We start from the raw sequence: 14832 nt of genomic DNA, 5'->3' as shown, positions 1-14832 counted from the left end.
AGTCTAACATATCTGCTTTATGCCCATAATGCAACTGTTGCCAGTGCGACTAAAGTACCGATTGTTGCCCCTGCTAGTACGTCTGAGGGATAGTGCAGCCCGAGATAAATGCGAGAAAATCCGACAATAAGTGCAACCGGCAATAAAGCGCATAACAGAATGAAGTCCATGGCCATAAAAGGGACGGTCACCGAAAAGATGGCTGTAGTATGCCCGGATGGAAAAGAATGATCCGTAAGCGGGTTGCGGAACGTGATCGCATCCGGCAGTGCGAGATACGGCCTGATGCGAGGGTACAGCTTTTTGGCGATGGCAACAGGAATGTGGCTGACTGCCAAAGCGATGCAGGCCTGCAGCCCGGTTGTGCTCCACGGTGCCGGAGCCAGCAGCCATATCAACAAGGATACGGTGATCGAAGCGGTCGCTCCGCCGAGATGAGTGAAATAGTATAGCCAAAAATTCATAAAGCGATTATGAAGTCGACCATTAATCCACATGAAAACATTGCGATCATACTCTTGAAACTTAACGAATAAACGGCTCATTTTGGCCTCCTGCCAGTCAGGCCGCCCAGACGGCGGCGGTATTTCTGTCATTGTGCTTCCGGATCGCCCTGATTGTTATATAACCGTTTTTCGTGAAGTCGGGGTTATTCAGGTACATGTTTATCATATTTTTAAATGATGTCCTTTTCAAGAAGAAGACATGTAAAGAACGTAAAATGAATGTTAAACTATGGGTGCCCAACCAGTTTGCTTTTTGACTTGGACGAGCCAAAACGGCTACAATGATTCAATGTGGCGGAATGGGGTAAAGAAAATGTGAGTTTCTTTAGAACTTTTTGCCGGCCGTAAACGTTATTTTAGTGAAGTCTCTTTCCGACCAACGGCAGGAGGGTGAACACAAACAGGGACTTTAGAAATAAAAATAAAGGAAACGGCTGAAAATAGGATATAACGGGCATGAATCCAAGGGTGTGGTGCAACGGATTGCCAATTCAGCGTTTTAAGATCACATTTCTGCTTCAATACGTGGAATCGGGGTTTTGACAAATGGCTGAAAAGCATCCAAAATCGATAAAGCAGCAAACTGCTGGCAACCATGCCTGAGACATCTGCGTAGTAATCAAAGCAACGGGTCATATTCTGCATCAAACAAAAACAAACAACATGCAGAAACAAAAAAGACAAAAACGAAAAGCAAAAAAGGGTCTGAAAAAAAAGGGGGTAACAGAGAACGATGTTGGACGCTATATTCGTCACGCTGCAGGTCATTCTCGCGCTGCTGGCTGTGTACCAATTCACGTTTTCACTGTTCGGTCTGTATAAGAAAAAGAAAAAGAAGCATTACCCTGCGACAAAGTCCTTCGCGGTGCTGGTAGCGGCCCATAACGAAGAGCAGGTTATCGGGGCATTGATGGAAAATCTCAAGCAGCTGGATTACCCGAAGGATCTGTACGACGTATTCGTCATTTGCGACAACTGTACGGACAGCACGGCGCAAATCGTGCGCGAGCACGGATGGAATGCCTGTGTGCGCACCAACCCGGATCTGCGAGGCAAAGGATATGCCATCGAGTGGATGCTTAAATATTTATGGGGCCTGCCGCGCCAGTATGATGCGGTTGTCATGTTTGATGCGGACAATCTGGTTGACCGCAACTTCCTGCTCGAAATGAACAATGATTTGTGCAACGGAGCTCGCGTTATCCAAGGTTATATCGACACGAAAAACCCGGAAGATTCCTGGATCACTGCGGCTTACGGCGTATCGTACTGGTACATCAACCGTCTGTGGCAGCTGTCCCGCCACAACCTGAATATGGCGAACTTCCTTGGCGGTACGGGAATGTGCTTTGAGACCAATCTGCTGAAGGAAATCGGATGGGGCGCCACAAGCTTGGTGGAGGACCTGGAGTTTACCATGCGAAGCGTGCAACGCAACGTATATCCGGTATTCAATTACGATGCCAAAGTGTTCGACGAAAAGCCATTGACGTTCAAGGCTTCGGCCAGACAGCGCCTGCGCTGGATGCAGGGTCACTTTACCGTCGCACGCAGATATTTCTTCCCTCTGTTGTGGAAAAGCATCAAGGAACGCAGTCTGGTCAAATTCGACCTTGCCATTTACGGTGCGAACGTTTATGTTGTCTTGCTGACGTTTTTGCTCACTGCGATAATGTGGGTCGATACAGCCGTGTTCAACGGTCCGAACATCGCCAATATTTATGGATACTTCCCGCTTTGGGTCGGATTTCTGGCAATCGGTTTGAACATTTTGACGTTCCTGTTGTCGATGGCTCTCGAGAAAGTTAAATTTGCCAAAGTGTACATGTACCTGATCGTATTCCCGATCTATCTGCTCTCCTGGTATCCCATCACGTTCTATGCGTTCTTCACGCAGAACAACAAGCAGTGGAGCCATACGCAGCATACGCGGGTTGTACGTCTGGATGAGGTGCAGAGCAAACAAGGATAACGTTGAACGAGGCATGCGGCCATCGGCTGTGTGCCTTGATTCATAAAATGGTTGACAATGCTTTTCCAAAGTGATATATTGTTCTAGTGCTTTGAAAGAGAATAGACTGGAATCACAAGCAGAAGTCCGACTTCTCACCTGACCAACATATGTTGGCTGGTCAACGATCCCAATCATTATGAATTTATGTGAAGTATGTTCATGAGGAATGGTGTTGATTACAGGGATGTCGGTAGCTAGACCGGCATCCCTTTTATTTTTGTGTAACAGGATATTCAAAATGACCTGGAGGTGGACTGTTATTAGTAAAGATCACATGATTAATGATGAGATTCGGGCGAAGGAAGTACGCCTTGTCGGAGCTGAGGGAGAGCAAATCGGGATTAAGCCCATTCGTGAAGCGCTGCAAATGGCGATTGATCTGAACCTGGATCTGGTCAATGTGGCTCCGCAGGCTAAACCGCCGGTATGTCGCATCATGGACTATGGCAAATTCCGCTATGAGCAGCAAAAGAAAGAAAAAGAAGCCCGTAAGAACCAGAAAATTGTGGATATCAAAGAAGTATGGTTCCGTTCCAATATCGAGGAGCATGATTTCCAAACGAAGCTTCGCAATGTAGTTAAGTTTTTGAAAGAAGGCGACAAAGTGAAATGTTCCGTGCGTTTCCGCGGACGGGAGATTACACACGCTTCGGTTGGTCAGAAAATTTTGGAACGCGTCAAAACGGAAGTTGCAGAACTCTGCACCGTTGAGCGCCAACCGAAACTGGAAGGCCGCAGCATGATTATGATTCTGGCTCCAAAAGCCTGATAACATTGAAGGAGGAAACACAACATGCCTAAAATGAAAACACACAGCAGTTTGAAAGGACGCTTCAAAATCACCGGTTCCGGTAAAGTCCTGCGTTACAAAGCTCACAAAAACCACTTGCTTTCCCACAAATCCAAACGTGCTAAACGCGTCCTGAACGGCAACCCGGTTATGGCTGCTGGAGACGTAAGACGTTTGAAACAAGGTCTGGCTAACCTGAAAGGCTAATTCAAAAATTCGTACGTGATATGGGGGGACGGCCTCGGCTGTACGCATATCAGGATACATTTAATATTTATTTGGGAGGTTCTTTAATATGGCAAGAGTAAAAGGCGGTTTTGTAGTACGTCGTCGTCATAAGAAAGTATTGAAACTGGCTAAAGGTTATTTCGGTTCCAAACACCGTATTTTTAAAACAGCTAACGAGCAGGTCATGAAATCCCTGGTATACGCATACCGTGACCGTCGTCAAACGAAACGCAACTTCCGCAGACTGTGGATCGTTCGGATCAACGCAGCAGCTCGTCAAAACGGACTGTCCTACAACAAGCTGATCCATGGATTGAAATTGGCTGGCGTAGACATGAACCGCAAAATGCTGGCTGATCTGGCTGTTAACGACATCAACGCGTTCAACTCCTTGGCTACTGTAGCCAAAGGCAAACTTAACGCTTAATCAAGAAACGCAATTCCAAGCCGCCGTACCTATATGGCGGCTTTTTCTACGCCACAATCCTTAATTGCATACTCTGCCTGAACGGAGGAGACACTGGAAATGTAGTGGCGGAAAGGATATCAGCTTAGTCACTTACATATCATTGGCTGTGTGAAATAATGCAAGTTTTTTTGAGTGAAATCAAGTTGGAAATATAACAAGAGTCACATTTTTGTCACATAACGTAACATCGTTTTGACGTTAGTGTGTTAAATCGCTAAATTTTAAAGCGTTTCCAACAAAAAAAGTGCAAAAATAAGTGAACTTTGCTAAGGAACATCTAGATTTATACACTGGTTAAATGTATAATCACCTCTGTAGGCTAGTCCTAAACTTTTCTTTCTTGGTCATAATGTTCGGTTTTTCGACAGATCAACGGGCTGGATCAGCAAGGAATTAAGGTTTATTGCTTGATAAACCATACATTCCAATGATTATCTGCGTCTGATATCTGTTCATTTCGTCCAATATGGCTCGGATTGGAATTAGGTATATATCATTAAGGGGGAACAGATTAAATGAAGAAGTTTTTGAGCTTGTCCTTGTCGATGCTGCTTGCCGGTTCCGTACTGCTTGCAGGTTGCGGCAGCAAACCTGCTGAAGAAAATAATGCAGGTGGAAGCACTGAAGCACCTAAAACGGAAACTGCCAGCGATGTGACGATCGGTATGGTAACCGATGTCGGCGGCGTTAACGACAAATCCTTTAACCAATCCGCTTGGGAAGCTCTGCAAGCAACAGAGACTGAAACCGGAGCGAAAGTAAAATACCTGCAATCCAAAGCTGATGAAGAGTATATTCCTAACTTGAACGAGTTTGTTAAAAACAACTACTCCTTGACTTGGGGAATCGGGTTCCAATTGGCTGATGCGATCAAAACGGTTGCTGACCAAAACCCGGATGCCAAACTGGCCATCATCGACAGCGTTGTGGATGCGCCAAACGTTAAATCCGTAACCTTTGCTGAAGAAGAAGGGTCTTACCTCGTAGGCGTTGTTGCCGGACTGAGCACAAAAACGAACAAAATCGGTTTTGTCGGCGGTATGGACAGCCCGCTGATCAAGAAATTTGAAGTTGGCTTCAGAGAAGGCGTAAAAGCTGTAAATCCGGATGCCGAATTTATTTCCAACTACACAGGCGCGTTCGACAAGCCTGACCTTGGTAAAGCAGCGGCAGCGACACTGTACAACAAAGGCGTAGATATCATTTTCCACGCTTCGGGCGCAACAGGAAACGGTGTGTTCAACGAAGCGATCGCTCGCAAGAAACAAGGACAAGACGTATGGGTTATCGGTGTCGACAAAGACCAATCCCTTGAGTTTGGCGACGATGTGACCCTGACTTCCATGATCAAAAAAGTTGACGAAGCGGTTAAACGCGTGAATAAAGAAGTGATCGACGGCACGTTCAAAGGCGGAGCAGAAAATCTGACTCTGAAAGAAAACGGCGTAGGCATCGCAGATACATCCACGAAAAACGTATCCAAGGAAATCCTGGACAAAGTGGAAGAGTACAAACAAAAAATCATCAGCGGCGAAATTAAAGTACCTACCGAATAATATGGTTTGCAAATAAGGAAATACGTCATTGGGCCGGTCTTGACCGGCCTTATGATTGCCCGCAGCTTATCTTGGCCAGCGAAGCCTCCAAAAGGAGCGCTTCAGACATATTGCATGAAGAACAATCGCAAGAAGCATTTGGTCTAACAATTAACGTCGATGGACGTTTTTCTTTCGTTTTGCGGAACCACACACTATATCAGTTATAAGGGTGATTACATGGGTGCAGGAACCCCCGTCGTTGAGTTAAAACAAATCACGAAGCGTTTCCCAGGCATTGTTGCCAACGACGCTATCAGCCTTCAGCTTCGAAAAGGCGAGATTCATGCTTTATTGGGCGAAAACGGTGCTGGTAAGTCAACATTGATGAATATTGTATTTGGCCTCTATCAGCCGGATGAAGGATCCATTGAGGTGAACGGCAAGCCGGTGATCATTGATAGTCCAAACAAAGCGATTGAGCTTGGCATCGGCATGGTGCATCAGCACTTTAAGCTTGTCCAGCCGTTCACGGTAACAGAGAACATTATTTTGGGATCTGAGCCTACCAAAGGTCCCAACATTAACTATAAAAAAGCAGCAGCAGAAGTACAGCGCCTGTCCGAACAATATGGACTTCAGGTGAACCCGCATGCCAAAATCCACGATATCTCGGTGGGTATGCAGCAGCGCGTTGAAATCGTGAAGACCTTGTATCGCGGTGCGGACATTCTGATCTTTGACGAGCCTACGGCCGTATTGACTCCGCAGGAAATCAAAGAATTGATGCAGATCATGAAGAAGTTGGTGGCCGAAGGCAAATCCATTATTTTGATCACGCACAAGCTGAAAGAAATCATGGAAATTTCCGATACGGTTACCATCATTCGCCGAGGCAAAGTCATCGATTCGGTGAAAACGTCGGAAACCAACCCGAACGAGCTGGCCGAAAAGATGGTTGGACGCAACGTAACGTTTAAGGTAGACAAAAAACCTGCGACTCCGGGTGCGAACGTGCTGGAAGTCAGCAATTTGTCGTCCAAAAACAAGGAAGGCATTTCCGTTCTGAATCAGCTTAACCTGAATGTGCGCGCCGGAGAAATCGTCGGCATTGCAGGCGTTGACGGCAACGGCCAGAGCGAGTTGATCGAAGCGCTCACCGGCCTGCGTAAAGTGGACGGCGGCTCCATTCGTTTGCAAGGGAAAGAACTTGCCAACCAGTCTCCGCGTTATATCTCGGAATCCGGGTTAGCGCATATTCCCGAAGATCGGCATAAACATGGACTTGTTCTCGATTTTTCCGTTAGTGAAAACATTGTTCTGGAGTCTTATTACAAGGCGCCTTATACCCGCAGAGGGTTCCTCAATTTTGACGCGATCAAAAAACAAGCCAAAAGGCTGGTCGAGGCGTTTGACGTGCGTACACCAAGCATTGAAACAAAAGCCCGCTCTTTGTCGGGAGGGAACCAGCAGAAAGCGATTATTGCGCGCGAAGTCGACAAAAATCCGGAGCTTCTTATCGCTGCTCAGCCAACCCGCGGTTTGGACGTTGGTGCGATCGAGTTTGTGCAAAAGCAATTGATTGCTCAGCGGGATCAAGGGAAGGCCGTTTTGCTGATTTCGTTCGAACTGGATGAGATCATCAACGTGTCTGACCGCATTGCCGTCATCTACGAGGGACGGATTGTGGGCGAGGTGCTGCCGGAAGAAACCAATGACAGGGAGCTCGGCTTGATGATGGCGGGCAGCACCCAAAAGAGAGGTACTGTGCATGAGTAACATATTGAAATGGTTTACCCGAGATTCCTTTATTTTGCCTGTTGTGGCCATCGTCATGGGATTGATTTTGGGCGGAATCGTCATGCTGTTCGGTGGATACAACCCGGTTGAAGCATATAGCGCGCTGTTCACCAAAGTGTTTGGCGATATGTACAACTTCGGCGAAGCCGTGCGGGAGATGACACCGCTCATCATGACCGGGCTTGCGTTTGCATTCGCTTCGCGCGCAGGTTTGTTTAACATCGGGGGAGAAGGTCAATTTCTCGTAGGTATGACGGCTGCGACGTTTGTCGGGGTTAAATTTGCAGGTCTGCCTATTTATATCCATGCACCGCTCGCCATGATCGCGGGAGCCCTTTTCGGTGGACTGTGGGCGGCGATTGCCGGTTATTTGAAGGCTGCGCGTGGCGTAAACGAAGTGATCAGCAGTATCATGCTGAACTGGATCGGGCTTTATCTGGCTAATTTGATCGTGCGCCAATTTTTGCTGCTTCAGGGCGAAAACCGTTCCGTCGATATTAGCGAATCGGCTTCGATCAGTTTGAACTGGCTGTCCGAGTTGATGGGCAATTCCCGCGTGCATTTGGGTACGCTGATCGCTCTCGTTTTGGCCGTGGTCTTTTATATTTACATGTGGAAAACGAAACAGGGTTATGAAATCCGTGCCGTAGGTCTCAACCCTAATGCGGCCGAATATGCGGGCATGCACGTAAATCGCAACATTGTCAAAGCGATGTTCATCAGCGGTATGCTTGCAGGGCTTGGCGGAGCGTTCCAGGTTCTGGGCGTATTCCAATATCAGACCGTGATGTCCGGTTCTCCGGGAACGGGCTTTGACGGCATCGCGGTAGCGTTGATTGGTTTGAATCATCCGTTCGGCGTTCTGCTCGGAGCTTTGTTGTTCGGTACGCTTACTTATGGCTCTGCGGGGATGAGCTTTGCCGCGGATGTGCCGCCTGAAATCATTCGGATTGTGATCGGTTCGATTATCTTCTTCATTGCGGCACAAGGCATCGTGCGCTGGGTACTTAAACCGTTCTATTCCAAGCGCAAGAAAGAGAAGGTGTTGTAGATGGACTTGTTGACAATTGGGCAAATTATCAATACGACGCTTGTCTTTGCCACGGCATTGATTTTTGCATCCCTAGGCGGAATTTTTTCGGAAAAGTCCGGTGTAACCAACCTCGGAATTGAAGGTTTCATGGTCTTTGGCGCGTTTGCGGCAGGGATCGGTGCACACTATGCTCAGGAAGCGGGCATGGGAGGAACGACTTCGGCATGGATGGGTGTACTGTGCGCTGTTTTGCTAGGCGTACTGGTATCCTTGATTCATGCGGTCGCGTCCATTACGTTTAAAGCGGATCAAATCATCAGCGGGATCGTGATCAACTTCCTGGCGGCAGGAAGCACGCTGTATTTGGTTAAATTGTTGTTTGAAGGTTCCGGGGACTCCCCGTTGGTGCAAGGTTTCAACAAATTCGACGTGCCGCTGCTCAAGGATATTCCTTTGCTCGGTGAAGCGTTGTTCAAGAACGTATATCCGACAACCTATCTGGCGATCGTATTTGTTTTCCTGACGTATTACATCATGTTCAAAACACCTTTCGGTCTTCGGTTGCGTTCCGTGGGCGAGCACCCGAGTGCAGCGGATACTGTCGGTGTGAAAGTTCGCCGTTACCGTTATGTTGCGGTGATGATCAGTGGCGCGCTCGCAGCAGTTGGCGGGGCGGCCATTACATTGACAACGACAGGAACGTTCTCCCATAATACGGTATCCGGACAGGGGTATATTGCGATTGCAGCCATGATCTTTGGTAAATGGAACCCGATCGGTGCCTTTGGCGCAGCCGTATTCTTCGGTTTCTCGCAAGCGATCCGGAACTATGTACAGTTGTTCGAATGGACGCAAAGTATTCCCCAGGAAATTATTTATATGCTTCCATACCTGCTCACACTGATTGTGCTGATTGCTGCGGTAGGGCGTTCTTCCGCGCCATCCGCATTGGGCGAACCGTACGATCCCGGGAAAAGGTAGTTTCACCGACAAATGTGAACATCACCATATCAGGTTTTACCATAAAGGGCCCGCGCTTGCGGGCCTTTTTCTGTTACATTCATTCGTTTGGAAGCCGCTCAACAGGGTAGGGGGAATCCCCCAAATTTTTGGGCATGGACAAAGAAACAGGCGAACCATGCTTTGGACGAATACACTGTTTTGAACGATCCGAGGAGGAGGGGAAAGTATGAGATCACGAATTACGCGTACTGATGCGATGAAGTTTGTTGGCCAAAATATCGTTGCGGTCAAAAAGGACGGAACTCGGGTTACTGGAAGACTGGTGAAGATATCCGGAAACAAGCTTGTGTTGAAACGCATAGACGGCAAAAAGGTTCGCACAAAAGCAATTTTGCCACTCGTTTTATTTGATTTGTTGGCTATTGCAACCTTGCCGTATGCTTATGGCCCTGGTTATGGAGCACCTGGACCAGGTTATGGGCCGGGTCCGAAACCGGGATGTGGAGCGGGGTATGGCCCTGGCTATGGGGCCGGGTACCCTGGGATTGGTCCTGGCTTCAGTCCTTATGGACCGGGCCCGCGTCCACCAGGATTTTACTAAAGACGATTGATTTTGCCCTTCCGGTCGAATGAATTATACCGATAGACGGTTGTTTGGGGGAGCAGAGGCGGCGACAAGGACCACGAAGGACGGCAAATGCCTAAATTGGTTTCGGGGAGACGGCGAAGAGTGCTCCTCTTTTCGAGCTCAGATGTTTTTTTCGAGCTCAAAGCAGCGGCTGATCATGATATATCGGATGATGCGATATCCTTGTTTTTGATAAAACTGAAGTCCTTTCATATTTCCTTCGTCCACCATGACTTTGGATATTTTGCAGCCGCGTGATGTGGCGAATGTTTCTGCTTTATGCAGGAGCGTTTCCCCGTATCGTTTGCGCTGTTCTTTGGCGGAAACGGCCATCATGTCGATGTACAGCAGCTCGCCATGCATGAGAAGATGGATGAAGGCCAAGGCTTCTTTGTCGGGACTCGGAGAAATCACGAAGGTCATGCCCCTGCTCATCCGCAGGGGTATTTCTTTGCGAATTTTGTTGATATCGTTCTCACCCATATGGGACAACGGAACAAGTTCGGTATCGATTAACCGCATGATGGCGGCATCGTCCAGTTTGGATTTGCGCTGCCGAATGACCATGCCGGGCCTCCTTTCGTAAGAGGTCTTGGTGCTCGTATATTTTATGCCTGGATGAAGTTGAAAGGTGACTGAATGAAAGAGTGAAAATGGGTTATGTTAAACGATGGAAGCGTTGAAAGAAATGCTTAAGCTATGTCCTGTTCCAATATTGCGTATTGGATTCAGGGAGAAAAAATATTTTCATTTTGGAAAGCGCTGCGGGAAAGCGCCGTGTTTGTTACGAGCATATGAAACGGGCGTTCTGAAATTAATTAAAATCAGGTATTGACTTATCTGCTGCCGGGGTCATATAATGTTCCTAACATTTAACGAGAATATTTTATCGGCTATGAAGAGGACGAAGTTTTAAGGGCTCTTTTGCTCAGAGAGTGGCTGGATCTGCTGAAACCACCACCATTACCCCTTATATACGAGCTCACCTCGGAGCTGTTTTCCTGAAAAGCAATGGAGATCGTTCCTTGCCTATTAGGGGGAATCGTATGCCTGCGTTACAGGCAACAGGTACGGGAACGACTTTGATCGTTTTACGTCATCGTCTTTTTAGTACCTGGTAAGGTCCGTTATTGCGAAATAGCGGGCAAAGTTGGGTGGTACCACGGAAGAACAACCTTTCGTCCCTCGCAAGCATCATTATGTTTGCAGGGATGGAAGGTTTTTTTTGTAACTTCAAATGTCAGAATGGTGTAAATTCCGAGAGGAGGATGACTGATGGGAGCTCATATTCCAGAAGTACGATCAACAGATGAATTACGTGAAAAATGGATGAAGCCGGAGGTCATTAGCGGTTCTGAAATTTTGCTGAGAAGCTTGCTGCTGGAAGGCGTCGAGTGTGTCTTTGGATATCCGGGCGGTGCCGTGTTATATATCTACGATGCGATGTACGGCTTCGAAGATTTCAAACATGTGCTTACGCGCCATGAACAAGGTGCCATTCACGCAGCAGACGGTTATGCGCGGGCAAGCGGCAAGGTTGGCGTGTGCATCGCGACTTCCGGGCCGGGGGCGACGAACCTGGTTACAGGCATTGCCACGGCTTATATGGATTCCGTACCGCTCGTCGTTATTACGGGGAATGTCGTTTCCAGCTTGATTGGTTCGGATGCATTCCAGGAAGCAGACATTACCGGCATCACGATGCCGATCACGAAACACAGCTATCTGGTCAAAGATGTCGAGGATCTGCCGCGTATCATTCACGAAGCATTCCACATCGCGAACACAGGACGCAAAGGTCCGGTGCTTATCGACATTCCGAAAGATGTTTCGGCCAATAAAACGTTGTTCGAACCACTGACAGGTCCGGTTACGCTGAGAGGATACAATCCAACGACGGTACCGAACAAGCTGCAGATCGATCGTCTGGCCCAAGCGATTCAGGAAGCGGAACGTCCAATGATCATCGCTGGCGGCGGTGTCGTTTACTCGGGCGGACATGAAGCGCTGTTGGAATTCGTGGAAAAAACGGGCATTCCGATTACGACAACATTGCTTGGACTCGGCGCTTTCCCAAGCGGTCATGAACTGTGGACGGGAATGCCGGGCATGCACGGAACGTACACGTCCAACCAAGCCATCCAGCAAGCCGATTTGCTGATCAACATCGGGGCACGCTTTGATGACCGGGTAACGGGCAAGCTTGACGGCTTCGCACCGCTTGCAAAAATCGTGCATATCGACATCGACCCGGCAGAGATCGGTAAAAACGTTGCCACTGACATTCCGATCGTAGGAGATTGCAAAACGGTTTTGGAATTGGTCAACAAGGAAGTGCAGCGTGCAGAACGTGCGGATGCCTGGAGAGATCAGATCAAGCAGTGGAAACAGGAAAAACCTTACCGTTACAACGATTCGAACGAAGTGCTGAAACCGCAATGGGTTATTGAAATGCTGAATGAAACGACCAAAGGCGAAGCCATTGTAACAACGGACGTCGGTCAGCATCAAATGTGGGCGGCCCAGTATTACAAATTCAACCAACCACGTTCATGGGTAACTTCAGGTGGTTTGGGAACGATGGGCTTTGGATTCCCGTCGGCGATCGGCGCGCAGATGGCAAACCCTGACAGGCTGGTTATTTCCATCAATGGCGACGGCGGCATGCAAATGTGTTCCCAAGAGCTTGCAATTTGCGCGATCAACAACATACCGGTCAAAATCGTCATCATCAACAACCAGGTGCTCGGTATGGTTCGTCAGTGGCAGGAGCTCATTTACGACAACCGCTACAGCCACATCGATCTGGCAGGAAGCCCGGATTTCGTAAAATTGGCTGAGGCTTACGGCGTTAAAGGCCTTCGTGCAACCAACAAAGAAGAAGCGCAGCGTGCTTGGCAAGAAGCCTTGGACACAGACGGTCCGGTCGTTGTAGAATTTGTTGTAAGCAAGGAAGAAAATGTGTACCCGATGGTTCCGCAAGGAGCAACGATCAATCAAATGCTGATGGGAGATGCTGAGGAATGATAAGACATACGATATCGATTTTGGTCAACGATCAGCCTGGTGTCCTGCAGCGTGTTTCTGGATTGTTCGGTCGGCGCGGTTTCAATATTGAAAGCATTACAGTAGGTCAATCGGAAGAGCCGGGATTGTCCCGGATGGTCATTGTGACGGTTGGCGATGACAAAACGATCGAGCAAATCGAGAAACAACTGTACAAAATTATTGATGTCATCAAAGTTGTAGATTTTAGCATCAAGCCAATGGTTGCCCGCGAGCTCGCCTTGATCAAAGTGAAGTCCGAACCGGCGGAACGTCCGGAAATTATGGGCGTCGTAGAAACGTTCCGCGCAGCGGTCGTGGATATCGGTCCAAACAGCCTGATGGTTCAAGTGGTTGGGGATACCGACAAAATCGATGCGATGATCGAGCTGCTCAAGCCTTATGGCATTCGCGAATTGTCCAGAACCGGCGTGACGGCCCTAGTTCGGGGAAATGCATAAAGCGCATCGAGCAATGAGGATTCCTCCTCACCCGCGAATGTAAACGAATAAGTTAACCAATGGATTGATACAAGCTAACATTTTAGTGATGTAACGCTTGAAAAGAGAGATACATCCCCGCTTTAATGGGCGGGTGTCTGAATGGATCGAAGCATGTAACCCCATGCATCACGGTTTCGCCAGCTATGGTCCACGGTCCCTTGAGACACCCGCTCATTATTGAAGGGTTCTTTACAAAATAAAGGAGGACTTAAAACATGGCAGTTACTACTTATTATGAACAGGATGCAGAGCTTAGCGTATTGAAAGGAAAAACGATCGCCGTTATCGGTTATGGCAGCCAAGGCCATGCCCAAGCACAAAACTTGCGCGATAGCGGACTGAATGTGGTTATCGGACTTCGCGAAGGTAAATCGTACGATGCAGCAAAAAACGACGGCTTTGAAGTATTGTCTCCGGCAGAAGCAACAAGCCGCGCTGACGTGGTTCAAATCTTGCTGCCTGACGAAACACAAGCGGCTGTATACAAAAACGAAATCGAACCAAACCTGAAAAAAGGCGCAGCTTTGCTCTTCTCCCACGGTTTCAACGTTCATTTCGGCCAAATCGTTGCTCCAAAAGACAGCGATGTATTGCTGGTAGCTCCTAAGTCCCCTGGCCACATGGTACGTCGTACGTACGTGGAAGGATTTGGCGTACCTGGCTTGATCGCGATCGAGCAGGATGCAACAGGCAAAGCCAAAGAAATCGGCCTTGCTTATGCAAAAGGTATCGGCTGCACGCGTGCAGGCGTGATCGAAACTTCCTTCCGTGAAGAAACAGAAACAGATCTGTTTGGTGAGCAAGCTGTTCTGTGCGGTGGCGTAAGTGCCCTTGTAAAAGCAGGATTCGAAACGCTGACAGAAGCAGGATATGCTCCTGAAATGGCATACTTCGAGTGTCTGCATGAGCTGAAACTGATCGTTGACCTGATGTACGAAGGCGGTCTGGCTAGCATGCGCGACTCCATCAGTAACACGGCTGAATACGGTGACTATGTAACGGGTCCTCGCGTCGTAACTGAAGATACGAAAAAAGCAATGAAAGAAGTGCTTTCCGATATCCAACAAGGTAAATTCGCTCGCGACTTTATCCTTGAAAACCAATCCGGTCGTGCGTTCTTGACAGCAACTCGCCGCAACGAGTCCGAGCACCCAATCGAAGTGGTTGGCGGTCAATTGCGTGAAATGATGCACTGGATCAAAAAGTAAGTCCCGTTTTCATTTGATCTTAATCTTACAGCTTCAACGGAAAATAGCGGCCATGCTTATGCGTGGGCCGCTATTTCTGATACGAGAAAGGTACCGTAAGGAGAGAAGAT

Annotated in this window: 14 protein-coding genes; 12 read left to right on the top strand and 2 right to left on the bottom strand. The window is 48.2% G+C overall.

What is annotated here, in order from left to right; genetic code table 11:
* Positions 1–17: 17 nt before the first annotated feature.
* Positions 18–545, bottom strand: coding sequence for a phosphatase PAP2 family protein (locus tag L6H98_RS14280; RefSeq protein ID WP_236416001.1), 528 nt, complete (start codon positions 543–545; stop codon positions 18–20).
* 694 nt (positions 546–1239) lie between these two features.
* Between L6H98_RS14280 and L6H98_RS14275 the strand changes: the two genes are divergently transcribed.
* From L6H98_RS14275 to L6H98_RS14235, 9 genes are all read left to right on the top strand, one after another.
* Positions 1240–2478 (top strand): glycosyltransferase family 2 protein, encoded by a 1239-nt coding sequence (locus L6H98_RS14275; RefSeq protein ID WP_236416000.1) that lies wholly within the window; start codon positions 1240–1242, stop codon positions 2476–2478.
* Positions 2479–2794: 316 nt separating this feature from the next.
* Positions 2795–3289: a translation initiation factor IF-3 gene (gene infC, locus L6H98_RS14270; RefSeq protein ID WP_236416326.1), complete on the top strand. Its 495-nt coding sequence runs from the start codon at positions 2795–2797 to the stop codon at positions 3287–3289.
* Positions 3290–3313: 24 nt separating this feature from the next.
* On the top strand, positions 3314–3517 hold the full coding sequence (rpmI, locus tag L6H98_RS14265) for a 50S ribosomal protein L35 (protein ID WP_017689665.1): 204 nt from the start codon (positions 3314–3316) through the stop codon (positions 3515–3517).
* Between the two features lie 88 nt (positions 3518–3605).
* A complete protein-coding gene (gene rplT, locus L6H98_RS14260) occupies positions 3606–3965 on the top strand; it encodes a 50S ribosomal protein L20 (protein ID WP_236415999.1) in 360 nt (119 codons plus the stop codon).
* Positions 3966–4522: 557 nt separating this feature from the next.
* A complete protein-coding gene (locus L6H98_RS14255; protein WP_236415998.1) occupies positions 4523–5563 on the top strand; it encodes a BMP family ABC transporter substrate-binding protein in 1041 nt (346 codons plus the stop codon).
* 219 nt (positions 5564–5782) lie between these two features.
* Positions 5783–7321, top strand: a complete 1539-nt coding sequence (locus L6H98_RS14250) for an ABC transporter ATP-binding protein (protein ID WP_236415997.1) — start codon at positions 5783–5785, stop codon at positions 7319–7321.
* Positions 7314–8393 (top strand): ABC transporter permease, encoded by a 1080-nt coding sequence (locus L6H98_RS14245; protein WP_236415996.1) that lies wholly within the window; start codon positions 7314–7316, stop codon positions 8391–8393. The genes L6H98_RS14250 and L6H98_RS14245 overlap by 8 nt, the downstream gene beginning before the upstream one ends.
* Positions 8394–9356, top strand: a complete 963-nt coding sequence (locus L6H98_RS14240; RefSeq protein ID WP_236415995.1) for an ABC transporter permease — start codon at positions 8394–8396, stop codon at positions 9354–9356. It abuts the gene before it with no gap.
* A gap of 208 nt (positions 9357–9564) precedes the next feature.
* Complete coding sequence (locus L6H98_RS14235; protein ID WP_236415994.1) at positions 9565–9939, top strand: hypothetical protein; 375 nt, start codon at positions 9565–9567, stop codon at positions 9937–9939.
* Positions 9940–10086: 147 nt separating this feature from the next.
* Here L6H98_RS14235 and L6H98_RS14230 read toward each other — a convergent pair whose 3' ends face one another.
* The gene (locus L6H98_RS14230; RefSeq protein ID WP_236415993.1) at positions 10087–10533 is read right to left on the bottom strand and encodes a GNAT family N-acetyltransferase; all 447 of its coding nucleotides are present in this window, start codon (positions 10531–10533) and stop codon (positions 10087–10089) included.
* Positions 10534–11241: 708 nt separating this feature from the next.
* On the opposite strand from L6H98_RS14230, the gene ilvB reads away from it, so the two are divergent.
* From ilvB to ilvC, 3 genes are all read left to right on the top strand, one after another.
* Positions 11242–12993, top strand: coding sequence for a biosynthetic-type acetolactate synthase large subunit (gene ilvB, locus L6H98_RS14225; protein WP_236415991.1), 1752 nt, complete (start codon positions 11242–11244; stop codon positions 12991–12993).
* Positions 12990–13472, top strand: coding sequence for an acetolactate synthase small subunit (gene ilvN, locus L6H98_RS14220; RefSeq protein WP_236415990.1), 483 nt, complete (start codon positions 12990–12992; stop codon positions 13470–13472). Before ilvB ends, ilvN begins: the two co-directional genes overlap by 4 nt.
* Before the next feature lie 257 nt (positions 13473–13729).
* Positions 13730–14722, top strand: coding sequence for a ketol-acid reductoisomerase (gene ilvC, locus L6H98_RS14215; protein ID WP_236415988.1), 993 nt, complete (start codon positions 13730–13732; stop codon positions 14720–14722).
* The last annotated feature ends 110 nt before the right edge of the window (positions 14723–14832 follow it).

The organism is Paenibacillus sp. JJ-223, assembly GCF_927798175.1.
GTDB lineage: Bacteria > Bacillota > Bacilli > Paenibacillales > Paenibacillaceae > Paenibacillus > Paenibacillus hubeiensis.
This window is presented reverse-complemented; position numbering and strand designations above follow the sequence as displayed.